This window comes from Loktanella sp. R86503, from assembly GCF_042466455.1.
GTDB lineage: Bacteria > Pseudomonadota > Alphaproteobacteria > Rhodobacterales > Rhodobacteraceae > Loktanella.
Window position 1 is genome coordinate 1,069,379 of the sequence record NZ_JAXHCI010000002.1, and the last position, 23,409, is coordinate 1,092,787.

The window sequence follows — 23,409 nt, forward strand, 5'->3', positions numbered from 1 at the left end:
TTCGTAACATGCACCGCCGCGACCTGCGCGTGCGCTAGACGGCCCCGCAGCCATCGCCTAGCCTGCCCGCACCCACGACCGGAGCCATGATGACCCAGACCGAACTTCTACGCGCCATGTTTGCCGCAGGCGTGGCCGCCGCCCAGCCTGCGCTTTGCGTGCCGCCCCACCTGCCGCCGCCGCCCAAAGGGCGCACCATCGTCATCGGCGCAGGCAAGGCCGCGGCCGCCATGGCCCGCGCGGTCGAAGATCACTGGCCGGGTCCTCTGTCCGGTCTTGTCATCACGCGATACGGCCACGGCGTGACTTGTGACCGGATCACGGTGCGCGAAGCCTCTCATCCCGTGCCTGATGCTGCAGGGCAGGCGGCCACGGCTGAGCTTTGGGCGATTTGCGCTGATTTGACCGCCGATGATCTGGTGATCTGCCTGATCTCTGGCGGCGGGTCCGCCCTGCTGGTCGATCCTGCCCCCGGCATGACGCTGGCGGAAAAGCAGGCCGTGAACGCGGCCCTGCTGGCCAGCGGCGCAGACATCGGTCAGATGAACACGGTTCGCCGCCACTTGTCGGGCGTCAAAGGTGGCCGCCTTGCGGCCCGTTGCCATCCTGCCCGCGTTGTCACGCTGGCGATTTCCGACGTGCCCGGCGATGATCCCGCGGTCATCGCCTCTGGCCCTACGGTCGGGGATGCGACCACCAGCGCGGATGCGCAGGCCATCCTTGACCGCTACGGCATCACCGCGCCGCACCTGACGGAAAGCATCAAACCCGATGATCCGCGCCTTGCCGGCGCCAGTTACCACCTCATTTCCTCGCCCTTGATCGCCTTGCAAGCGGCGGCTGCCGTTGCGCAAACGCAAGGTATCCCTTGTCACATCCTTGGCGACGCAATCGAAGGCGAAGCCCGCGATGTTGCCCGCACCCTTGGCGCCATCGCCACCAGCGTGTCAGCCAACGGTTTGCCCTTTACCGCGCCCTGCATCCTGTTGTCAGGCGGAGAGACGACCGTCACCCTGCGCGGCAAGGGGCGCGGCGGGCGTAACGTCGAATTCCTGCTGGCGCTGGCCATTGCCCTGAACGGTCACGGCAAGGTGCACGCGCTGGCGGGGGATACCGATGGCATCGACGGGATCGAGGATATCGCAGGCGCGACCATCGGCCCGGATACGCTGGCGCAGATGCGCGCCCTTGGCCTTGATCCACGGGCACAACTTGATACCAACAACGCCCACGCCGTGTTCGAGGCGCTGGGCACCCAGGTTATCACCGGACCGACGCTGACCAATGTGAACGATCTGCGCGCGATCCTGATCGAGGCTTAGACCGGAACCCGCACGGCCCTTAAAAAGAACTGCAGCGCCGCCGGATCAACAGGCCGCTGCAACAAACTGACGCCCGCGGCCGCGCAGGCAGCCCCAATGCCCGGCGCGCGATCCGCGGTCAGCAGGCGGCAGGGGATCGGGCCGAACTGGGCGCGTAGGCTTGCGGTCAAGGCCAGCCCCGCCATGCTGTCATCGGCGGGATCGCCCAGCAACATCGCGTCCGGCGTCAGCTCGATCTCTGCCAAAAGCGCAGCCGCCTCAACGCCGCTTGCAACCTCCAGAACCTGCACCCCCCAGCGTTCCATCAGCGCCGCAAGCCCGCGCCGCGCGGCAGCGTCGGGTTCCACCAGCAGCACAATTTGTCCGCCCACATCGACGCCCGGTTCGGCCACCCAGTCCGGTACATGCGCGGGATCGCGGGGCAGGGCAGGGGCCAGCGGCACGGTCAGGTGAAAGCAGGTGCCGCGCCCCACCGCCGTGCGCATGCCGTGGTGATGGTCCAGCAGGGCGCAAGCCCGTTCCACAATCGCCAGCCCAAGGCCCAGCCCGTTGCCCGTATTGGCCACCGGATCAATGCGGTGAAATTCCTTATAGATATTTTCCTGCTCGATCTCGGGGATGCCGGGGCCGGTGTCCCATACCTCGATCCGGACGCCGTCACCGCAGGACCGCGTGCCGACAAGGATCCGCCCCTCTTTGGTGTAGCGGATCGCGTTGCCGATCAGGTTTTGCAAAATTCGCCGCAGATAGCTGGCGTCCGTTTGCACCATCGCAGTGCTGGGCCTGATCCGCAGTTCCAGCCCCTTGGCGCTGGCGGCCGGGCGCAATTCGTCGCCCAGCTGGCGTAGGATCCGCCCCAGATCCACGGCACCAAGCCGCACAGGCGCCTTGCCGCTATCAAGCTGGCTGATATCCAGCAGCGCCCCGATAATATCCTCGACCGATGCCAGCGCCGACAATGCCTTTCCCAAGGTATCCTGCTGACCCGGTGCCAGCGTGTCATCGCCAAGCGAGGCACAATAAAGCTTGGCCGCCGACAAGGGTTGCAACAGATCATGGCTGGCGGCGGCGACAAAGCGGGATTTCGACGCATTCGCCCGCTTGGCATCAGCGAGTGCCACCGCAATTTCGGCTGTGCGTGCCTCGACCCGCGCTTCTAGCAAGTCATTGGCCGCACGCAGCTTTTCTGCGGCCTGCCGTTCGGCGGTCACATCGGTGAAACTGATCACAAAGCCCCGGTCGGGCATGTCCTGCGCAAAGATATCAAATACCTTGCCTTGGCGCTGCCGGACCTCGAACCGCAGGGGCGGGCGGGCACCGGGGCGCTGGACCCAGGCCAGAATCTCTGCCGGGCGGGTGCCGGTCTGGATGCGCACTTCGTCCTGCAACCGCCGGAACAGAAAGTCGAAATCCGCACCGACCCGAAACTGCGCCAGCTTCAGCGACAGCATCTCTGCGACCTGACTGTTCCAGCCGACCAACCGGTTATCGCCGTTAAAGATGCATACGCCTTGATGGATATGATCTAGCGTGGCGCGGATCAGGGCGGTGTGATCGTCCATCATGCGCGACCGTTCTTCCCGTTCCAGCCGGATGATATCGGTGACATCGGTCTGCATGATCACGGTCTGCCGGTCCGGCGTGCGCTGTTCGGACACCTGCAGCCAGCGGTCGCCGGTCATATGCACGTTGAACACAACCTGATCGTCGCCGTGCCGCAGGGTGCGCTGGGCGACCCAATCGTCCGAAGTCATCCCTTCAGGCAGGCGCAGACTGGGGCTGCGCGACACCAGATGCACATATTGAGCAAAGGTCATGCCCGGCTTCAGCTGCGGCACAACGCCGGTGATCGCGCTGGCAAACCGGCTGTTGCACAGCACCATGACATCATTGGGGTCGAACAGGGCAAAGCCTTCGCCGATCGTTTCGATCGCGTTGGACAGATCGCGGCGGGCGGCGTCGGTGGTGCGCTTGGCCTCTGCCAGTTCGGCGTTGGACTGGTTCAGCAGGTCCAGCGCCTGTTCCAATTCGCGCGTGCGGGCGCGCACCGTGTCTTCTAGCAGGACGGCACGTTGGAACTGCGCATAGGCGGCGTCGGAATCGTTATTCATCTGCTCCACCCGGCGGATCAGCGCCGCCGAAATCGTGCGCAGCTTTTCGTTCTGCCGCAGCGTGCTGTCGGCCGGGTTGACCAGCGAGTCTGCCGTCATGTCACCACCGCCCCCGGCGGGTAGATCGCAACGCCGGTCATGGTCTGGTTGATATGCAGCCCACTGTATTGTTCGCCATAGGTGGAAAAACCGACGACATTATGATCCGCCAGCACGCGGCTGACCGCGCCGCTTTGCTGTTTTTGCTCTGCCTCGATCCGGCGTAGGATGCAGTCAAAGGCGATGATCGTGTCCGGCACTGCCTGCGCAGACAAATTGTCCAGCTCGCGCCCCAGATGCCCTGCCATCGGCTCTGACGTGGCCAGGGTCAGCACCATGCCTTCGTCGATGGCGGAAAAGAACACCAGCGCGCCGTCGTTGGTTACCCGCTGGATCGCCCGCACATGATGATGCCCGCCAAAGCGTACGACGACGGGATGCGCGGCAAAGGTAAAGGTGTCCATCTGCCCCGCATCCTTGCCCAGCAGGCGGGCATATTCGCTGGCGGCAGGTTCCGCGTTGATTTCGTGAACGATGCGGGCCTCTGGATCGGCGCGGGTCACGACCATGCGCCGTTCGGTCGGTGTCAGGTTGTCCAGGCTGAACACCTTGACGGGGCAGATCGTGCGCACGCAGGTCAGAACCGCCACATCGGGCATGACCTGCCCCTGATAGGCGACAGCGGTGCTGGCAAACCGTGTGCCATCCCCTGACGATCCGCCAAACAGCGGCACCTGGCCAAGGCCGTGCATCACCATCGCGACGACCGCATCTTCGCGCCGCGACAGCCCGTCCACCAACAGGATCGCGAATTCGTTCTGCCAGTGCGGTGCGGTCGCGGTCAGGGCTGCCCGGCGGCGGATAATGTCGCGCACCGTGGCGTCGGGGTTCAGCGCCTTCAGGTCGGGGATCAGGACGGTTTCGGTTTCAAAGTGACTGGCGGGCAGGGCAATAGCGACAATTCCGCCATCCTGATACCCGCCAAAGATTTCCCCCGCCGTGACACAGCCGATGATGCAGGTCCCGTGCAGCGCCGCCGACAGGTCCGCAATCAGCGCGGTAAAATCGGCCCCCGGCGCGGCAAAGACCGCAACCAGCGACAGCGGGCCATCCCCCAACCCTTCGCAAATCCGTTGCACGACATCCGGCCCTGGTTCTGCCACATGCATGCGGCGCACCAGCCCGGACGGCACAGCTTCACTGGCCAAAATCACAGGTATTCCCCTCCCAAGGAAACCTCAGCTTGCAGCGTTAAGGGGCCTTTTGCAACAGGCTGGAATAGCTTGCCTCTTGTGCGATCAACACCGCCTGCGTGCGGCTTTGCACCCCCAGTTTGCGCATGATCGCCGTGACATGCGCCTTGACCGTGGTTTCCGCGATCGACAGGTCATAGGCGATCTGCTTGTTCAGCTTGCCTTCGCAGATCAACTGCAGGATCGCGCCTTGCTGGCGCGTCAATTGGCCCAGCCGCGCCAGCGCGTCATCGCGGTCGGTCACGGGCACATCGGCCCCTTCGTTCATGTCGATATCATCGGGCAAATAGGTCTGGCCCGCCGCCACGGTCTGGAACGCGGCGCGAAACGTGTCGCGCTGGGAATGTTTGGGCACAAATCCCGCAGCCCCCGCCCGGATCGCGGCGCAAATAATCCGGTGATCCGCCATGGAAGAGACGACGACCAGCGGCACCTGTGGCACGGACCGGTGTAGCCGGATCAACCCGTCAAGGCCGGACACATCCGGCAAATTCAGATCTAGCACGATCACATCCGGCACCGGCCCGGCCTGCACGGCGGCCAGCGCCGGGTCAAGCCGTTCATAGGCGCTGATGTCCTCGATCCCTGTCACAGCCCGCAGGGTCAGGCGCAGCGCGTCACAGAACAGTGGATGATCGTCGATGATCATCGCACGGGCCTGTTGTCCGAAAGGGTGGCTGGGATCTGGGATCATGGCTATTCCTTTGCCGCCAAGGTGACGCAGCAACCGCTATGCGGCAAGTGCGTTCAGACGGAAAAAGGGCGCACCGGACCGGCGCGCCCCGATTGGCTTAGTTCGCCTGCGCGAACTGGCGCGGCAGCTTGAATGTCCACAGCATACCGCCCTGGTTCAGATAACTGACGGTCTGCGCAACTTCGCCGCCCCACAGCGGCACAGCGCCGCCCCAGCCAGACATGATCGCAACATACTGCTCGCCGTCGTCTTCCCAAGTGATCGGCTGGCCGACAACGCCGGACCCGGTCTGGAACGACCACAGCTTTTCGCCTGTTTCGTCGTCAAAGGCGATGAAATCGCCCTCCGGCGTGCCGGTGAACACCAGACCGCCTGCCGTCGACATTACGCCGCCCCACAGCGGGGCAGGGTTCTTGTATTCCCACTTGATCTCGCCGGTGTCGGGGTCCATCGCCTTCAGGCTGCCGATATAATCCTCGTACAACGGCTTGATGGTAAAGCCTGACCCAAGATAGGCCGCGCCTTGCTTGTAGGTCACAGGCTCGTTCCAGATATCCATGCCCCATTCGTTCGACGGGATATAAAAGTTGCCCGTTCTTTGGCTATAGGACACCGGGTTCCAGTTCTTGCCGCCCAGAAAACCGGGCACGGCAAAAACCGTCTCTCCCTTCGCGCCGTCAGCCGCCGCCGCCGGATCGCCGGGGCGGTTATCTTCGTTAAAGATAGGCCGGCCCGTTTCATCAATGCCGGACGCCCAGCTGATCTGCGTCACGAACGGATCGGCAGAGACAAACGCACCATCCTCGCGGTTGAGCACATAAAAGAACCCGTTCCGGTCCGCCGTGCCAAAGCGTTTGTTGCCTGCGCGGTCGGTATAGGCGACAACTTCGTTCACGCCGTCAAAGTCCCACCCTTCGCGCGGCGTGGTCTGGTAGTGCCACTTGATCTCTCCGGTGGCCGGATCAAGTCCGACGCGGGATGCTGCATAAAGGTTGTCGCCGGTGTTGCCTTCGGTCGGCGCACCCGCGCCGCGCAGATGGCTGTTCCAAGGCGACGGGTTGCCCGCGCCAAAGACCAGCGTGTCCGTCTCGATATCATAGGACCCACCAAGCCATGTGGCCCCGCCGCCGGTCTTCCACATATCGCCGGGCCAGGTCGCGTTCAGCTCTCCGGTCATGGTGGATTCTTCGCCGTTCAGCGTGCCCATGTGACCTTCGATCATGGGACGGGTCCAGACGATTTCCCCCGTCTCGGCATTGCGCGCCTGCACTTCGCCCACGATGCCGAATTCACCGCCCGAATTGCCGGTGATGACCAGACCGTTCACGATGATCGGCGCGGCGGTATAGGAATATCCGGCCTTATAATCCGCAATTTTCTGGTTCCAGACCACGTCGCCGGTCTTGCGGTTCAGCGCGACCATGCGCGCATCCAGTGTGCCGAAATAAATGTTGTCGCCGTAAATCGCAGCGCCGCGGTTCACCACATCGCAGCACGGTAAAATGCCCTCTGGCAGGCGGGCATCATATTGCCAGACTTCCTTGCCGGTCTGCAGATCAATGGCGTAAATACGGCTGTACGATCCGGTGATATACATCATGCCGTCGTAAACGATGGGCTGCGTTTCCTGCCCCCGCTGCTTTTCCCCGCCCAGCGAAAAGGCCCAGGCCGGCACCAAGTTGGCTACGTTGTCCTTGTTCAGGATTTCCAGCGGGGAATAGCGCTGCAAAGTGCGCCCCATCCCGTTGGTCACAACCTGCGTGGTGATCGTGGCGTCGTTGGCGATATCCTCTTCGGTCACCTGCGCCTGCGCCATCGTGCCGGCCATGATGATGGCCGTGGCGGCGGTTATGAATCTGTTCATCCGCTTGTCCTCCCTGTTGATGTGTCGCGTCACTCCCCGGCCTTTGCCGCGCCGGTGACGCAGGGTAAGACCTGCCGATACTATCCGCCCGATCCTGCCGCGACGAAATGACACCATGGTCGTAGTCGCGCAAGGATTGCGCCGCCAGCCTGGGTAAACCGCGCCTTTGGTCTTATTCCCCGCAGCGAATGACCCTATAAGCTGCACCCAAACAGGGGGGATCCACTAATGAAGTTCTACACCGCTATCGCCATGGCCGCATGGGCCGCCACGGCCGGTATGGCCGCAGCCCAGGATGCCACGATCCGCGCCGCCGTGCAGGAATCGGGCACGGTCAACTGGGAACTCGACACCATAAAGCACTACGGGTTTGACGCCGAAAACGGCTTTGCCCTTGATGTGCAGGGCATGGCAGGCGGGGACGCGGCGCAAATCGCATTTCAGGGCGGCGCGGTCGATATGATCGTCAGCGACTGGATCTGGGTCGCCCGTCAACGCGCCGCAGGAGAGGATTTCATTTTTATCCCCTATTCCCGCGCCGTCGGCGGCATGTTGGTCCCCGAAGGCAGCACCGCCCAAACGCTAGAGGATATGAGGGGCAAAAAGGTCGGCATCGCCGGGGGCCAGCTGGACAAAAGCTGGATTATCCTGCGCGCCTATGCCCAGCAGGAATACGGCTTTGATCTGGCCGCGGAAACCGAACAAGTCTTCGGCGCGCCGCCTCTGATCATGAATGCAGGCACCACGGGCGACGTCGACGGCGCCATCAACTTTTGGCACTTCATCGCCAAGATGAAGGCCGCCGGCATGCGAGAGCTGATCTCTGTCGATACAGCCGCCGCCGCGCTGGGCCTCGACCCCGCAACGCCGCTGCTGGGCTACGTCCTGCGCGGCGACATGTTGCGCGATCATCCCGAACTGGTCGCTGGCATGGCGAAGGCCAGCGCCGCCGCCAAGGCCAAACTCGCCAGCGATCCCGCCGCATGGGACCGCTTGCGGGACCGGATGCGCGTCGATGACGACGCCCAGTTCCTTGCCCTGCAAGACGGGTTTAACGCGGGCACTCCGGCGCCCGGTGCCGTCGATACCGCCGCCGCCGACAAGATGCTGCAACTGATGGCGGATCTTGGCGGCACTGAACTGGTCGGCGACGTGACCAGCCTGCCGGACGGCCTGTTTTATAGCCCGCCCGCTGAATGACCGCCGCGGTTGCCACCCTTGATCTGCCGGGGTTCTCTTACGGGGGGACCCCGGTGCTAGGCCCGGTCAAGCTAACCGTCCAAAAAGGCGAGGTTATCGCCCTCACAGGCCCTTCCGGCATCGGCAAATCCACACTCCTGCGCATCCTCGCCGGTCTGACACCAACCGCCGGCACGCGGGATGTGACGACCCGCACCGCCTTTGTGTTTCAGGAACCGACCCTGCTGCGCTGGCGCACCGCACGGCAGAACATCGAAATCGCCGCAAAGGTGACTGCGGAAAAAGCCGCACAATCCCTGGCAGAGGTTGGCCTCGGTGCTCTTGCAGACCGCTTCCCTGACCAGCTTTCACTTGGTCAGCAACGCCGCCTGACGCTTGCCCGCGCTTTTGCCTGCGATCCGGGTCTGATGCTGCTGGACGAACCCTTCGTCTCCCTCGACGCACAAGCCGCGTCAGAAATGATGACTCTGTTCCAGTCCCTTGCCAGCCGCCGCGCCATGGCCACTGTCATCGTGACCCACGCCCCAAACGAAGCCCGCCGCCTTGCCACCCGCACCGTGACCCTGTCAGGGAACCCGGCGCAGATTACCGCAGTCACCCTGCAACCGGCTTAGGGTCCCCTTCTTCTGGTCCCAAATATCCCGGGGGGCGTCCCGCAGGGACGGGGGGCTGGCCCCCCTGTTTGTGACAGTGCCTGAAAAAATCCACTCGCCCGCAGGTGTCAGTTCACCGGCGCATAGCGCCAGTTGTCCGCATCGGGTGTCACCTCTTCGAGGTCATATCCTGCCGCTTGCAACCGCTGCGCAATCGGCAGGCCCGCCCCGGCCGCCGCATCGATCAGCGCGCGTCCCGCAGCTGTATCCTGCGCCGCGCCATAGCCGCGCAGCAGCGATAAGCCATAGTTGAACTGCCCCACCGGATCGCCCGCTTCGGCGGCCCTGCGATCCCATGCGGCAGCGGCATCCGGGTCATATGCCCCGCCGAAGCCGTTGTTATCCAGATAACCCATCCAGGTCATCGCACCGGTGTAACCGTCATCGGCGCAGGCCCCAAAGGTTTGCCGCGCCGCGCCGTGGCGGCCCGATTTCGTCATCAGATAACCCGCCGCGCAATTCGTCATCGTGGTGCGCCCGGCGGCGATATCCTCCAGCACTTTGTTCATCGTCAGCTCTTCGGGATTTATCGTGCCAAAGTCTTCGGGCGCGGTGCCCTGGGCAAAGGCCAGCCCCGGCAGTATCGCAATCGCAAGGATCAACCGCATCGCCTATCCCTTTCTAGTCATCATCCCGCGTGCCGGATCATAGCCACGCAGCGCAGCCACCATGAACATCCCCAGCGCCAAAACCGTCCATCCCAGCGCGGGCGCATTGAACTGGGCGTAAAGCGCAAAGCGCACCAGTTCTACCCCGTGGGTGAACGGGTTCACCGCACATAAGCGATACAGCAATTGCGATGATTCCGCCATTTTCCACAGCGGGTACAGCGCGCTGGACAGGAAAAACATCGGGAAGATGACGAAATTCATCACCCCCGCGAAATTCTCTAACTGTTTGATAAGGCTTGATAACGCCAGTCCCAGGGCCCCCAGCATCAGCGCGGTGATCGCCAGCGCAGGCAAGGCCGCGATATAGCCCCAAGGCTTCACCGTGATCCCGAACAGCGCCGCGATCCCCAAAAACGCATAGACCTGCAGGACCGACATCGCCGCCCCCGCGACCAGCTTGGCCGACAGGATAAACCAGCGGGGCAGGGGCGCGGTCAGCAGCAGGCGCATCGACCCCATCTCTCGGTCATAGACCAAGGACAGCGACGACTGCATGCCGTTGAACAGCAGGATCATCCCGCACAATCCCGGCACGATATAGGTCTCGTAACTGATATAGGTCGTGTAGGGCGGGATAATCGCCAGCCCCAGCGCGGCGCGAAAACCTGCGGCAAAGACCAGCAGCCAGATCAGGGGCCGCACCAACGCCGCCACAAATCGCGCCCGCTGCTGTACAAAGCGCAGCGCCTCGCGCGCCATAATCGCACGCATGGCGATCCACCAGATCACGCCGCGACCTGTGTCATGATCAAAAACACATCGCGCAGATCCGTATCAACAGTCAAATCAGCACATGTTTCATCCGCTAAAATCCGCCCCTGGTGCAGGATCAGCACCTGATCGCTTGGCCAGACTTCATCCGTAAGATGGGTTGCCCAGAACACCGTCAGCCCGCGATCCGCGCACAATCGGTGCACGTGATCCACGATTCCCGCCCGCGACGCGGCATCAAGCCCCACCGTCGGCTCGTCCAGCAGCAGCACCGCCGGATCATGCATCAAGGCGCGGGCGATCTCGAGCCTGCGGCGGTGACCGCCGTTCAGATCGCGGGCGCGTTCACTGGCCCGCGCGCCCATGTCCATTACATCCAGCACCTCGTCCACCCGCCGGGTCGCCTGCGCGTTGCCAAGCCCGTGCAGGGCGGCGAAATACAACAGGTTGCGCCGCACGCTCAGGTCCAGATCCAGCGTGCTCTGCTGGAATACCACACCGATCCGCGCCATCGCGGCGCGCGCGTCGGTCTCCAAATCATGCCCTGCAATCGCAATCGTCCCGTTCCGGGTCGTAAACAGCCGCGTCAGTAGCGCAAACAGCGTCGATTTCCCCGCGCCGTTCGGCCCCAGCAAGGCGCAAAACCGCCCCGGTGCCACGGTAAAGCTGACGTCCCGCAACGCCTGCCTCTTGCCATAGGCGAAACTAACGCCGCTGACGTCAAGCCCGTTCAATCCGTCACCCGCAGCGCCGCGCCCCATGGAAAGCGGCCGACGGCAATCGTCGTCTCTGCCGCCTCGTCAGCCACGTCGATCACGGTCACATCGCTGCTGACGCCGTTGGTGGTGAACAATCTGGTTTCATCCGCGTCAAAGGCCATGTGCCAGACGCGGCGGCCCGCCAGAATGTAGCGTTCAACCTCGTATGTATCCGCGTTGACCACCGCGACATGGTTCGCCGGGCCAAGCGCAACAAAGGCGGTCTTTTCATCCTTCGTCAGCACAAAGCCGACTGGCTGGATCAATTCCGGCAGCACGCCGGGAATTTCGAACCTGATTTTCGACAGCTCTGTCTGATCCGCGGTGTCAAACACCGTCACCGTGCCACCGATTTCAGAGCTGACCCACAACTCCGCGCCATTTTTGACGAAATTGGCATCGCGGGGGCGGCTGTCCACCAGTGTATTGGCATAAATCGTCTGCGTTTGCGTATCGATCCAATGCGCCATGTTCGTCGTTTCCGAGGTTGTGATCACGGTTTTGCCATCCGGGCTGACGGCCATGCCCTCCGGCTCGATCCCGACGCTGATCTGGGCGACGACTGTGCGGCTTTCGACGTCCACCATGGTCGTGATCGCGTCATCCTCGTTGGCGATATACAGATGCTTGCCATCGGGATGCAGCACGAACTGTTCGGGGTCCTCGCCCGACGGCAGGTCGTGCAGGATCTCTCCGGTGTCGGGATCAATGACTTGCACCGAATTGCTGGCTGACGCGCAGACGTAAACGACGGAATAATCATGCGCAAAGGTAATCCCGCGCGGCCGTTCCCCGACGTTGATCGTGCGCGTGACCTGCAACGTATCCGCATCAATAACGCTGATCGTGTCGTCACGTTCGTTCGTCACCCAGATTTCATCCGCAGCGGCGGGGGTGGCGATCAGGGCCAGCAGGGCAAGCGTTCGCATCGTCATTCTCCAAAGGCTGTGCAGGTGGATTCCGGGCGATCGCCGCCCAGCGTGTCGAGTTCGGTGTCAGGGTGCAAAAATCCCTCTAGCGGGGCGACGGCCACGACGGCGCGCGCATCCACAAGCGGGATCGGCTGGCGCAACTGCCCGTTCCATGCGCGAAACGACAGGGCGCGTCCCTTGAACCCTGCCAGCGTAAATTCCGGCCCCAGCAGATAGCTGCGCAGCACCGCGGGATCGCTTGATCCGGTGCGCGTGACCGCTTCACCGATCGCGCGCAGGGCGGCCCATGCGCTGTAGTCACCCGGCCGCATACCGCGCCCCGCCGCATCGCGGAACCGGCTTTGCAACTGCTGCGCGCCCCATTGTTCCACCGCCGGAGACCAGGCAACAGGCGTCAGCCCTTCGGACCCGCCAACCGGCCGCGGCTCCCATGTGTTATAGTTCAGATAGCGGCCGAAATCGTGGATTTCATCGGCAACCAGAAGCATGTCGAAATCGCCCAGCTTTTGCGTAAAGCTTGGCACCTCGTCCCCCGTGGTGCGGCGTATGTCGCCGGTAAAACCCCAAGGGGCATCGCCCCGCAGGCGCAGGCCGAACTTTTCCGCGCTCCCCCGCAGAGCATTCGCAAAGCCCAGGTCGGCAGGCGCGGGGCCATGCACCAGCGCGACATCGGTCCAGCGTTTCGTCACCAGAAACTGCGCCAGCGCATCGGCGCGCATGGCATAGCTGGGGGCCGTGTGCAGCAGGTTTGCGCGGCAATCCGCCCCGCGCAGCGAATCGTCAGCGGCGGCGGCGTTAAACACCAACGCGCCGGGCATGGCATCGGCCACGGCCAGCACCATCGCGGCGGGGGCCTGCACGACAACCAGCCCAGAGGCACCCGCACTCGCGGCCAGCAGGTCGGCCTGCGTCGTGGCGACCACCTCTGTCAGCTCATAGGTGTGGTTCAGGAACTGCCCCGTCGTCGCAATATCCGCCAGCCCCACCTGCGCACCCGCAATGCCCAGATCCGCCGGATCAGGATCAAAGTCCGACAGGGTGGGCGGCTTGCGATCGTCCAGCCGCAGGTATGTCACGGCCACATCGACCTGCGCCGCAGCAACCCCCGCCCAGCCGATCAGACAGCCTGCAATGCACCATTTTATCATCGACCAGCTCCCCCCACGGCAAAGCCTAGCACCAGCCTTGCGCCGGAGGGCATACGACCAAGGTCGCCCTCCCCAAAGGCATGGCACAAAGGTCCAATACCGATCAGGCGATGCTTGGGTTTAAGTCGACTCAAACGCATCCGGGAGGAGAGACCGATGACACTTCGTACACCGCGCCACGCGTTGGCCGCAGCCTTTGCCGTCATGGCGGGCAGCGTTTTCGCCGCGGGCCTGCCGCTTGGCATCACAGAGGTCGACAATGCCGGTCTGCCCGACGTGGGCGAAGACTGGCTGGCGGAAAACCCGTATCGCGCCGCAGATCATGACGTCTGGACCCGCGCCATAGAGGTGGGCGAAAGCGCCTATACCCAGAATTGCGCACGCTGCCACGGGCTTGGCGCGATCTCTGGCGGGCTTGCCCCTGATTTGCGCGTGCTAGAGGCGTCGGATTACGACGACGAATGGTTTGCCGAACGCTTTCAGCACGGCATGACGCAGGACGGCATCACCAAGATGCCCGCCTTTGCCGATGTGCTTAGCCAGAAAACCGCCTGGGCAATCCGCACCTATGTCGAAACGCGCCCGGACGATCAGGCCGTCATGGCGGAAAGCGGCGCGCTGAAGGAATTGCGCGATGAACTGGCGCTTTGGGCCAAAGGCGAAGGCACGCCGGACGATGCAGCAATGAAGGCCAAGCTGGACGAGATTGCCGCTCGCATTCCGACCCTGTCCAGCGCACCCATTGCTGACAGCGTGGCGTTTCGCGCGTCAGAGCAGCTGGACGGCACCCCCGCATCCTATGCGCTTGCGGCGGAAACGCTGACCGTCGGCCTGTCGGTCCACAATTGATGACGGCGCGGCTTCCCTTTGCTTTGGCGGGCGTGACCTGTCTGGCGCTGGGCTGGGCCGTGCCTGCTTTTGCCGCCTGCGAAGACTATGTGCCTGAACCCAAGCCCCAGAACGCGAGCCGCGACATTGTTGGTCAGGATCTGGATACCATTCTGGCGCGGGACCTGATCACCTTTGCCGCCTATGAAAACTTTCCGCCCTGGTCATATCTGCAAGACGGCCAGCCCGCCGGCGTCGATATCGAAATCGGCCAGTTGATCGCGGACGCGCTTGGGGTTCAGGCCCGCTTTGACCTGCTGCCCGCAGGCGAGACGGTCGAGGCGGACCTGCGCAACTACATCTGGCAGGGCCCGCCCACGGGGGGCCCTGTCAACAACGTGATGCTGCACGTGCCCTATGACGTGAACTTTGCCTGCCGGATTGATCAGGTCGTCTTTACCGGGCAATACGCCAAGGAAAGCATTGCGATTGCCTATAACAGGGCGGATTATCCCGATGACCCGCCCGTGCCGGCCTATTTCCGCTATGACACCGTTGGTGTGGATAACGACACGATTGCGGACTTCTACCTTGCCTCTATCGGCAACGGGATGCTGGTCCCGCAGATGGCCCATTATCCCACCGTCGCCCTTGCCATGCAGGGGATGGCGAATGGCGAAGTCATGGCCGTCGCAGGCCCGCGCGCGCAATTGCAGGCCGGGCTGACAGAGGCAGGGGATCTGCACCAGCCTCCCTTGCCGGGGCTGTCGGTGGGCACCTGGACAATCGGTCTGGCCGTGCACACCCGCTATCGCTACCTTGGCTATGCGGTTGACGATGCGGTCCGCGCTGCCCTGACGGATGGCCGTATCGCGGCAATTTTTGCCGCGCATGGTCTGACCTTTGACGCGCCTTTGCGCTAATACCCGGAGCTTACCTATGGAAATGAAAGACGAACGCGACATCGCCGCCCCGCCAGAGGCGGTCTGGGCTGCCCTGCTGGACGCCGACGTGCTGCGCCAATGTGTGCCCGGTTGCACCGAAATGGACGGCAACGCCGATGACGGCTTTACCGCGACCGTGGTGCAAAAGGTCGGCCCGGTAAAAGCGACCTTTAAGGGTGAGGTCAGCTTGTCCGACATGAAGCCGCCCCATAGCCTGACCATCACCGGTGCGGGCAAGGGCGGGCCTGCGGGCTTTGCCTCTGGCGGGGCGGATGTGGTGCTGACACCGTCACAAACCGGCACGCTGCTGTCCTATGACGTGAACGCCAAGGTCGGCGGCAAGATCGCCCAGCTGGGCAGCCGCCTGATCGACAGCTTTGCGGCAAAAATGGCGGACCAGTTTTTCGACGACTTCAAAAAGGTGGTCGAAGGCGGCGGAGAGGATGCGCCCGCGGTGGATGCGCCGGAGGACGAGAAAAAAGGTTGGGTGAAGCGCCTGATCGGCCGTAAAGATTGAACATAAACGAAGGGGAGGAAAGCGAATGAAAGTATCAATGGAGGTAAACGGCCGCACCGTATCCGGCGACATCGAGGGCCGGACGTTGCTGGTGGATTTCCTGCGGGAAGGTCTGCATCTGACAGGCACCCATGTTGGCTGCGACACGTCGCAATGCGGGGCCTGCACTGTGCATGTCGACGGCGCGCAAGTGAAGGCTTGCACCATGTTCGCAGCAGAGGCCGAAGGCGCGAAGGTCACCACGATCGAGGGTGTCGCGGCACCGGACGGCACGTTGTCGGCGGTGCAGCAGGCGTTCCAGGACTACCACGGCTTGCAGTGCGGGTTCTGTACACCCGGCATGGTCATGGCAGCAACGAGCCTGTTGCATGACAACCCCAAGCCGACAGAGGCCGAAATCCGGCATCACCTGGACGGCAATATCTGCCGCTGCACGGGCTATCACAACATTATCAAGGCTATCATGGCGGCTAGCGGGCAGGAGATGCCAGCGCTGGCGGCAGAGTAGTTTTCGGGGGGAGGACCGGGGCTCTGCCCCGGACCCCGGGATATTTTTGACCAGAAGAAGCAGGGGGGAGAGGCGGCGACGCCCGGCCTTGCAGGGAGAGGAGCTTAAGATGCCCAAGGACAGTGGAATTGGTGCCAGCAGCAAGCGGCGCGAAGACGTGCGGTTTCTGACCGGCGCGGGAAATTATACCGACGATATTAATATTTACGGCCAGCTGCATGTGCATTTCCTGCGCGCGGATGTGGCACATGCGGTGTTGAACGGGGTCGATACCTCGGCCGCGGAAGGGATGCCGGGGGTGCACCGCATTTTTACCGGTGCGGACTTTGAGGCGGTGGGGTCGATCCCCTGCGGCTGGCTGATCACGGACCGCCATGGCGATCCGATGCAGGAGCCGCGTCATCCCGTGCTGGCCCATGGCAAGATCCGCCATGTCGGCGAGCCGATTTGCGCGGTCGTCGCGGAGACTTTGGCGCAGGCGCGCGATGCAGTCGAGGCCATCGTGCTGGATTACGATGTGTTGCCGGCAGTGATCGACATGAAGGATGCCATCAGTGCGGATGCGCCAAAGGTGCACGACGATCTGACTGGCAATCTGTGCTATGACTGGGGCTTTGTTGAAGAGAACCGTCAGGCCGTGGATGACGCCATCAAGGGCGCGGCGCATGTCACGACGCTTGAGCTTGTGAACAACCGCTTGGTCGCCAACCCGATGGAGCCGCGGGTTGCGGTTGGCGAGTATAACCGTTCAGACGATTTCCATACGCTGCATACCACCAGCCAGAACCCGCATGTGATCCGGCTGCTGATGGGGGCCTTCGTGCTGGGCATTCCGGAACACAAGCTGCGGGTCGTGGCCCCTGACGTGGGCGGCGGTTTTGGCACCAAGATCTTTCATTATCAGGAAGAGGCCTTTGTCACTTTTGCGGCCAAGGCGCTGAACCGTCCGGTCAAGTGGACCAGCACCCGGTCGGAAGCCTTTATGTCGGACGCCCATGGGCGCGATCATGTGACCAAGATCGAGCTGGCGCTGGATGCGGACAACAACTTTGTTGCCGTGCGCACGCAGACCTATGCCAATATGGGCGCCTATTTAAGCACTTTTGCATCCAGTGTGCCGACCTGGCTGCACGGCACGCTGATGGCGGGCAATTACAAGACGCCGCATATCTATGTGAACGTAAAGGCGGTGTTTACGAACACCGTGCCGGTCGACGCCTATCGCGGTGCGGGCCGGCCGGAGGCGACGTTCCAGTTAGAGCGGGTCATCGACATGGCCGCGCACGAGCTGGGCGTTGATCCGATTGCCTTGCGCCGCCAGAACTTTATCACCCAGTTCCCCTATGCCACGCCGGTTGCGGTGGAATATGACACCGGCGATTATCATGCGACGATGGACAAGCTGGTCGAGATTGCAGATTTTGCCGGATTTTCAGCGCGCCGCGCGCAGAGCGAGGCCCAGGGCAAGCTGCGCGGGCTAGGCATGAACTGTTATATCGAGGCCTGCGGCATCGCGCCGTCGAACCTTGTCGGCCAGCTTGGCGCGCGGGCGGGTCTGTATGACGCGGCCACCGTGCGGGTGAACGCGACAGGGTCCATTTCCGTGATGGTCGGTGCGCATAGCCACGGGCAGGGTCACGAGACATCGTTCCCGCAGGTGATTTCCGAAATGATCGGTATCCCCGAAGACCAGATCGACATCGTGCACGGCGATACGTCAAAGATCCCGTTTGGCATGGGCACCTATGGGTCGCGGTCCCTGGCGGTTTGCGGATCTGCGATGGTGCGCGCGGCTGAAAAAGTAATCAATAAGGCTAAGAAGATCGCGGCCCACCTGATGGAAGCCTCTGAGGGTGATATCGAACTGAAGGACGGGCGGTTCAGCGTCGCGGGCACGGATAAATCCGTGGCCTGGGGTGATGTTACCTTGGCTGCTTACGTGCCACACAACTATCCGCTGACGGATATCGAACCTGGACTGGAGGAGACGGCGTTTTACGATCCGGCGAACTTTACCTATCCGTCGGGGGCCTATGCCTGCGAGGTCGAGCTGGACCCCGAGACAGGTCACGTCAAGATCGAGCGGTTTTGCGCCGCAGACGATTTCGGCAATGTGATCAACCCGATGATCGTGTCGGGCCAGGTGCATGGCGGCATTGCCCAGGGCATCGGGCAGGCGATGATGGAAGGCTGCGCCTATGACAGTGACGGTCAGCTGCTGAGTGCGTCCTATATGGACTATGCGATGCCGCGGGCGGGGGATGTGCCGTTCTATACGGTAGATCATTCTTGCCAGACGCCCTGTACGCACAATCCGCTGGGTGTGAAAGGCTGCGGCGAGGCGGGGGCGATCGGATCGCCGCCAAGCCTGGTGAACGCGGTGCTGGACGCCATCAACTCTGGTTCGGGCAAGAAGGTGGCACATATCGACATGCCGCTGACGCCGCACCGGGTTTGGGCTGCGATGCAGTAAGGCGAGAGGGTGAACCGGGGCGCTGCCCCGGACCCCGGGATATTTTTAACCAGAAGAAGGGGGGACCCGAGCTTTGGTTTACAGGATAAGGATGAGACATCATGTATGCATTCGAGATTGAACGGCCGACAACGCTGGATGCGGCCAAGGCGGCGATTGCGGCGGGCGGGCAAGCGCTGTCGGGCGGGCAGACGCTGATCCCGACATTGAAGGCGCGGCTGGCGGACCCAGAAAAGCTGGTGAGTCTGCACAATATTCCAGAGTTGAAGGGCATCAGCACCGACAGCGAAGGACGCATTTGTATCAAGGGCGCAACGGTGCACCGGGCGGTGGCGGAGGGTGCGTTGGGTTATCCGGCACTGGCATCTTTGGCAGCGCGGATCGGTGATCCGGCGGTGCGCACGCGTGGTACCATTGGCGGGTCGCTTGCCAATAACGATCCGTCGGCATGCTATCCGGCGGGTGTGCTTGCCTCTGGTGCGGTGATTGTCACCGACCGGCGCGAGATTGCGGCGGATGACTATTTTCAGGGCATGTTCGACACGGCCTTGGACGAGGGCGAGATTATCACCGAAGTGAAGTTTCCGGTTCCGCAGGTGGCCTGCTATGAGAAGTTCATCCAGCCGGCATCGCGTTTTCCGCTTGTTGCGGTTTTCGTGGCCAAGTTTGCAGAAGGCGTGCGGGTGGCTATTACCGGTGCATCCGGCGAGGGTGTGTTCCGCTGGGCGGCAGCCGAGGCTGCATTGAGCGCAAACTTTACGCCAGAGGCGCTGGACGGCGTCGCCATCGATGAGGGCCCGATGATCGCGGACCTGCATGGCGACAAGGCTTACCGTGCGCATCTGTGCGGCGTGATGGCCAGGCGGGCGGTGAAGAACGCAAAGTAAGCATCGTGCCTGACGATATAAGCCCCCGGTGCCCACGCGCACCGGGGGCTTTTTCATACGCGGCTGAGGTTGCCGTTCATGTCGATCAGACGCGCCTGCGTGCCGGGGAAATGGGCGAGGGTTTGGCTAATCGCCGCGCGGTCCATCAGGCAGAACGCAGTCGACAGCGCGTCGGCCAGCGCGGCGTTAGGGGCGGTGACACTGGCGGTGGACCACAGCGGCGGGTGGCCTGCGGGGGACAGGATGTGGGGGGTGTTCCCGGCCATGATTGCGGCGGGGCTGGATGTTGCGACGGCTTGGCCCGTCAGCGCCAGTTGCGCAATCTGGCCTGCTGCGGGATCGTGGATGCTGATGTGCCAGGGGCCGCCCAGGGCGCGGTATTCGCCGATGTTGATCAAAGCGTGGGTGAAGCCTGCGGTCGCGAGTTCGGCCGTGATGATATCGGTGGCAAAGCCTTGGGCGATGCCGTTGAAGGTGAGCGCTTGATGAGGGGCAACGGTGATACGGTCAGGCGAGAGCGTCACGCGGTCCCAGCCGATTAAGGCGCGGGCGGCGCGGGGATCGGTGCCAGTGGCCAAGGCGGTCCATAACGGCTGGACTGTCGGGTCAAAGCAACCGCCGGTCAGCGCGTGGACCCGGCTGATGATCCGGCACAGCGCGGTGAATTCGGCGGGTGGCGCGGACAGGGTGCCGTTCGTGTTCAGCTGCGTCAGCGTTGACGGCGTATAGAGGCTGAACAGCGCCTCGATCCGGGCCAGTGTCTGGCGCACCTGCGCCAGAGCATCCTGCGCCCCTCGGCCCATGAGCGTGATCGACACATCGGCCCCAAGGGCGGTGCCCTGCCAGACGGCGGCGCGGGCGCTGCGCGGGATCGCAAGGGTGGCGGCTGTCAGGGTCAGGAAACGGCGGCGTTTCATGCGGCTTTCCTTTTGCCGCGGGCTGCAAGGATCAGCGGCACGCATTGCGCGGGGTCGTCGTGGATCGTGACGCAGTCAAGGCATTGGAAGCATTCGTCGTATTGGATTTCGCCCGTCTGTTTGATCGCGCCGTATTTGCATTTTACCTTGCACAGCTGGCAGGGCGATCCGCAGTCTGCGCGGCGGGGAATCCAGCTGCGTGTGCGGATCATGCCGCCGATCGCCATGAAGGCACCCAGCGGACAGACGTAGCGGCAAAAGCCCTTGAACGTCACCATGCCAAGGACCAACCAGAAGGCGGCATAAAGGACGTAGTACCAGTCGCGCACGAAAAACACAGTGATGGCGGTTTTGAAGGGCTCGATTTCCGCGACCGTGTCGGTGCTGTCCGGGGCGATGAAAATGGTCGCGATCAGGCCAGCGAGCAGGACGTATTTAATCCATTTCAGGCGCTGGTCCCAAGCGCGCGATACCTCCCACTGGGGCAGACGCAGCAGGCGGCCAAGGTGGTGGGCGAACTCTTGCAGTGCGCCAAAGGGGCAAAGCCAGCCGCAGAACAGGCCGCGGCCCCAAAGGACGAAACCAAGGATCGCGACGATCCAGACCAGCGTGCCGAAGGGGTCGTAAGCGAGGAAGTTGAAGGATCCGCCAAAGACGCCGGTGCGAATGACGCCAAGGACTGTGACGATACTCAGCTGGCCCTGGCCCCACCAGCCGATAAAGCCCAGCACAAAGGCAAGGATGCCAAGGCGCGTGGGGGTAAAGGCGGCCCATGCGGCAAAGCGTTTTTGACCGGGGCCAAGGATTAGCAAAAGCCCAGCAAGGAACAGGCCAAGCACGACCAGATCGCTTTGGCGGTTGCGGATGGCCCCGGCAAAGGCGCTTTCGGCGACTTGTTCCACCGGGCGCAGATAAAAGCGGTCAGAGGTCAGATGGGTTGCGGAAAGGGTCGCTTGGCCGATTTGCGGCATGAACTGGCCGTGTTCGCGGATTGCCTGCACGTTCAGAGTCCACTCACGGGTCGGATCGAACCCGAGGCGGCGGTCCGTGCGCAGGATGATCGCCGTGCCTTGCGGGGCTTGCGGCGACAGGGTGACGAACAGGTCGGCGTCGCGCAGGGCGATGGGCAGGCCATCCTGCTGCGCCGAAAGCCAGTCAGGCGATGTGTTGCGGATGAAATCAGGTGACACAAGGCCGTGGCGACCTGCGTCGATCAGCAAGATCGGCTCGTCCGTGGGGGATATGCGCTGGAATGCCTGCAATTCGCGCAGGGTCTGCGGGCCAAGGGCGGCGGCGGCGATCGACGGCGCGCCGAGGTCGACGATGTAAAGATCAAGGTAGACGCCGTCCGGGTCCGCCTGCGCGATGGGATCGTCGGTGGCAAAGATCGTGCCGTCAAAGGCGGCGTTGACGTCGCTGTTCAGCACGGTTTTGCGGGTCACAAGGCCCTGATCCATCAAGGCGTTCCAGTCCAGATCCTCTGCGTGGTCGGGGTTCGGATAGGCGGGCGGGGCGCTCGCGACGCCGTGCATTTTTTCGCGGGCCACGGCGCGGGTGGCGGCAAGGATGCTTTCGTGAGCGATGCGGATGCTGGCGGTCGCCTTGGTCACGCCGTCCAGATAGACAAGGGCAGAGCCATCCCCTGCGCCGCCGTAGGGGGTGCCGACGACAAGGCTTCGGTTGATCGACAGCCCGCGATATTGTTCGAAAAATTTGCGCAAAGGGGCCTCGCCCAGACCAGAGACGAAGATCGGCTCGTTATGGGAAATCAGGCGCACGTCGATGAAGGCTCCGTTCAGATCCAGCATGACAAAGATGTTGATCGGCGCGCCGGAAAAGCCGGGCAGGGGTGCCATCTCCTCTGTCTCGAACACGTAGCCGGCAAGGGCACCGCCAGAGTTCAGCAACTCCCACACACCATTGTCGTTGATCGGCTCGCCGATGGAAAAGGGCGGTGTGACAAAGGGGGTCAGCTCTGCCTTGGTCAGTTGGGCATGGGCAGTTTGCGGGCTGGCCAGCAAGGCCAGACAGATCAGCAGACACGAGACTAAGAAACGATTGGCTCCACCCATGTGGGCAGATTAGGAACAAGTCACCTGCCGCGACATAGGACCAAAGTCGCGGCGACGGCAGGCGGCGTTGACCCTGCGGGCAAGGGGCCGCAGGGTGGGGGCAAGAGGGGCGTTTATGCAATCAAGACTGACATCAGGCGCGATCACTCTGGCATCATTGGCGGCGCTGATTGTGCTTTGGGTGGCTGCGGCGTGGTGGATCGATACCCCGCGCACATTCCCCGGGCCGGGGCAGGTCGGCGCGATCATGGTGCAAGAGGCGATGAGCGGCAAACTGGCGCATCATCTGGTCCCGACGCTGGTCCGCGTTGCGCTGGCGTTTGGCATTTCCATGGGAATTGGCGTGGCGCTGGGCGTGATGCTGGGGACGATGCCGCGGCTGAACCGATGGCTTGATCCTTGGGTCGTTGTCGCGCTGAATATCCCGGCGTTGGTTGTGATCGTGATGTGCTATCTGTGGATCGGTTTGAACGAGACGGCGGCGATTGTGGCCGTCAGCTTTAACAAGACCGCGACGGTGATTGTCACGGTGCGCGAGGGGGCGCGGGCGCTGGACCGGTCCCTGCGGGATATGGCACAGGTGTATCAGCTGTCGCCGCTGACCCGGCTGCGTCATGTCGTGTTTCCGCAGCTTGCGCCCTATCTGTCATCGGCGGCGCGCAACGGTTTGGCGATCATCTGGAAGCTGGTGCTTGTGGTGGAATTTCTGGGCCGCCCCGACGGGATCGGGTTTCAGATCCACCTGTATTTTCAACTGTTCGAGGTGCCTTACGTCATGGCCTATGCCCTGTCGTTCATCGTCGTCATGCTGGGGATCGAATACGGCATCATGCAACGGATCGAGGCGCGGGCGACGCGGTGGCGGCAGCCCCTGCAGACCCGCTATTTTACATAATATGTATCGCAT

Annotated in this window: 21 protein-coding genes; 10 read left to right on the plus strand and 11 right to left on the minus strand. The window is 62.9% G+C overall.

The features are described from left to right. Positions 1–86 precede the first annotated feature (86 nt). Positions 87–1,322: a glycerate kinase gene (locus SJY10_RS06190; RefSeq protein WP_386680593.1), complete on the plus strand. Its 1,236-nt coding sequence runs from the start codon at positions 87–89 to the stop codon at positions 1,320–1,322. Here SJY10_RS06190 and SJY10_RS06195 read toward each other — a convergent pair. The 4 genes from SJY10_RS06195 to SJY10_RS06210 form a co-directional block, all read right to left on the minus strand. Further along, the gene (locus SJY10_RS06195; RefSeq protein ID WP_386680596.1) at positions 1,319–3,532 is read right to left on the minus strand and encodes a PAS-domain containing protein; all 2,214 of its coding nucleotides are present in this window, start codon (positions 3,530–3,532) and stop codon (positions 1,319–1,321) included. The genes SJY10_RS06190 and SJY10_RS06195 overlap by 4 nt on opposite strands. Next, complete coding sequence (locus SJY10_RS06200; RefSeq protein WP_386684541.1) at positions 3,529–4,641, minus strand: FIST N-terminal domain-containing protein; 1,113 nt, start codon at positions 4,639–4,641, stop codon at positions 3,529–3,531. Before SJY10_RS06200 ends, SJY10_RS06195 begins: the two co-directional genes overlap by 4 nt. A gap of 82 nt (positions 4,642–4,723) precedes the next feature. Next, on the minus strand, positions 4,724–5,419 hold the full coding sequence (locus tag SJY10_RS06205; RefSeq protein ID WP_386680599.1) for a LuxR C-terminal-related transcriptional regulator: 696 nt from the start codon (positions 5,417–5,419) through the stop codon (positions 4,724–4,726). 97 nt (positions 5,420–5,516) lie between these two features. Then, positions 5,517–7,283 carry a PQQ-dependent methanol/ethanol family dehydrogenase gene (locus SJY10_RS06210; RefSeq protein ID WP_386680602.1) on the minus strand — a complete coding sequence of 589 codons (1,767 nt, stop codon included), beginning with the start codon at positions 7,281–7,283 and terminating at the stop codon, positions 5,517–5,519. A gap of 228 nt (positions 7,284–7,511) precedes the next feature. On the opposite strand from SJY10_RS06210, the gene SJY10_RS06215 reads away from it, so the two are divergent. Together SJY10_RS06215 and SJY10_RS06220 are read left to right on the plus strand one after the other, a co-directional pair. Next, positions 7,512–8,483, plus strand: a complete 972-nt coding sequence (locus tag SJY10_RS06215) for an ABC transporter substrate-binding protein (RefSeq protein WP_386680605.1) — start codon at positions 7,512–7,514, stop codon at positions 8,481–8,483. Further along, positions 8,480–9,097 carry an ABC transporter ATP-binding protein gene (locus tag SJY10_RS06220; protein ID WP_386680607.1) on the plus strand — a complete coding sequence of 206 codons (618 nt, stop codon included), beginning with the start codon at positions 8,480–8,482 and terminating at the stop codon, positions 9,095–9,097. Before SJY10_RS06215 ends, SJY10_RS06220 begins: the two co-directional genes overlap by 4 nt. Positions 9,098–9,204: 107 nt before the next feature. On the opposite strand, the gene SJY10_RS06225 is transcribed toward SJY10_RS06220, so the two are convergent. Genes SJY10_RS06225 through SJY10_RS06245 form a run of 5 tightly spaced genes read right to left on the minus strand, consistent with a single transcriptional unit; the run spans position 9,205 to position 13,356 of the window. After that, a complete protein-coding gene (locus tag SJY10_RS06225; protein ID WP_386680609.1) occupies positions 9,205–9,744 on the minus strand; it encodes a sel1 repeat family protein in 540 nt (179 codons plus the stop codon). Positions 9,745–9,747: 3 nt separating this feature from the next. Then, positions 9,748–10,518: an ABC transporter permease gene (locus SJY10_RS06230; RefSeq protein ID WP_386684544.1), complete on the minus strand. Its 771-nt coding sequence runs from the start codon at positions 10,516–10,518 to the stop codon at positions 9,748–9,750. 14 nt (positions 10,519–10,532) lie between these two features. After that, on the minus strand, positions 10,533–11,279 hold the full coding sequence (locus SJY10_RS06235; protein ID WP_386680612.1) for an ABC transporter ATP-binding protein: 747 nt from the start codon (positions 11,277–11,279) through the stop codon (positions 10,533–10,535). Further along, positions 11,249–12,205, minus strand: coding sequence for a PQQ-dependent catabolism-associated beta-propeller protein (locus tag SJY10_RS06240; RefSeq protein ID WP_386684547.1), 957 nt, complete (start codon positions 12,203–12,205; stop codon positions 11,249–11,251). Before SJY10_RS06240 ends, SJY10_RS06235 begins: the two co-directional genes overlap by 31 nt. Positions 12,206–12,207: 2 nt before the next feature. After that, entirely contained in the window at positions 12,208–13,356 is a 1,149-nt protein-coding gene (locus SJY10_RS06245; RefSeq protein WP_386680614.1) for an ABC transporter substrate-binding protein, read from the minus strand. Positions 13,357–13,512: 156 nt separating this feature from the next. Between SJY10_RS06245 and pedF the strand changes: the two genes are divergently transcribed. From pedF to SJY10_RS06275, 6 genes are all read left to right on the plus strand, one after another. After that, on the plus strand, positions 13,513–14,205 hold the full coding sequence (pedF, locus tag SJY10_RS06250) for a cytochrome c-550 PedF (RefSeq protein ID WP_386680617.1): 693 nt from the start codon (positions 13,513–13,515) through the stop codon (positions 14,203–14,205). Next, positions 14,205–15,107, plus strand: a complete 903-nt coding sequence (locus tag SJY10_RS06255; RefSeq protein WP_386680619.1) for a substrate-binding periplasmic protein — start codon at positions 14,205–14,207, stop codon at positions 15,105–15,107. The genes pedF and SJY10_RS06255 overlap by 1 nt, the downstream gene beginning before the upstream one ends. A gap of 16 nt (positions 15,108–15,123) precedes the next feature. Continuing rightward, positions 15,124–15,645, plus strand: a complete 522-nt coding sequence (locus SJY10_RS06260; protein ID WP_386680622.1) for a CoxG family protein — start codon at positions 15,124–15,126, stop codon at positions 15,643–15,645. A gap of 25 nt (positions 15,646–15,670) precedes the next feature. After that, the gene (locus tag SJY10_RS06265) at positions 15,671–16,153 is read left to right on the plus strand and encodes a (2Fe-2S)-binding protein (protein ID WP_386680624.1); all 483 of its coding nucleotides are present in this window, start codon (positions 15,671–15,673) and stop codon (positions 16,151–16,153) included. 109 nt (positions 16,154–16,262) lie between these two features. Beyond that, positions 16,263–18,626 carry a xanthine dehydrogenase family protein molybdopterin-binding subunit gene (locus tag SJY10_RS06270; protein ID WP_386680626.1) on the plus strand — a complete coding sequence of 788 codons (2,364 nt, stop codon included), beginning with the start codon at positions 16,263–16,265 and terminating at the stop codon, positions 18,624–18,626. Positions 18,627–18,727: 101 nt separating this feature from the next. Continuing rightward, positions 18,728–19,513, plus strand: a complete 786-nt coding sequence (locus tag SJY10_RS06275) for an FAD binding domain-containing protein (protein WP_386680629.1) — start codon at positions 18,728–18,730, stop codon at positions 19,511–19,513. A 53-nt stretch (positions 19,514–19,566) separates the two neighbouring features. Here the strand turns inward: SJY10_RS06275 and SJY10_RS06280 are convergent, their stop codons facing one another. Together SJY10_RS06280 and SJY10_RS06285 are read right to left on the minus strand one after the other, a co-directional pair. Then, positions 19,567–20,430, minus strand: a complete 864-nt coding sequence (locus SJY10_RS06280; RefSeq protein WP_386680631.1) for an FAD:protein FMN transferase — start codon at positions 20,428–20,430, stop codon at positions 19,567–19,569. Then, positions 20,427–22,502 carry a 4Fe-4S binding protein gene (locus tag SJY10_RS06285; RefSeq protein ID WP_386680633.1) on the minus strand — a complete coding sequence of 692 codons (2,076 nt, stop codon included), beginning with the start codon at positions 22,500–22,502 and terminating at the stop codon, positions 20,427–20,429. Before SJY10_RS06285 ends, SJY10_RS06280 begins: the two co-directional genes overlap by 4 nt. 115 nt (positions 22,503–22,617) lie before the next feature. Between SJY10_RS06285 and SJY10_RS06290 the strand changes: the two genes are divergently transcribed. After that, positions 22,618–23,397 carry an ABC transporter permease gene (locus tag SJY10_RS06290; RefSeq protein WP_386680635.1) on the plus strand — a complete coding sequence of 260 codons (780 nt, stop codon included), beginning with the start codon at positions 22,618–22,620 and terminating at the stop codon, positions 23,395–23,397. Positions 23,398–23,409 lie beyond the last annotated feature (12 nt).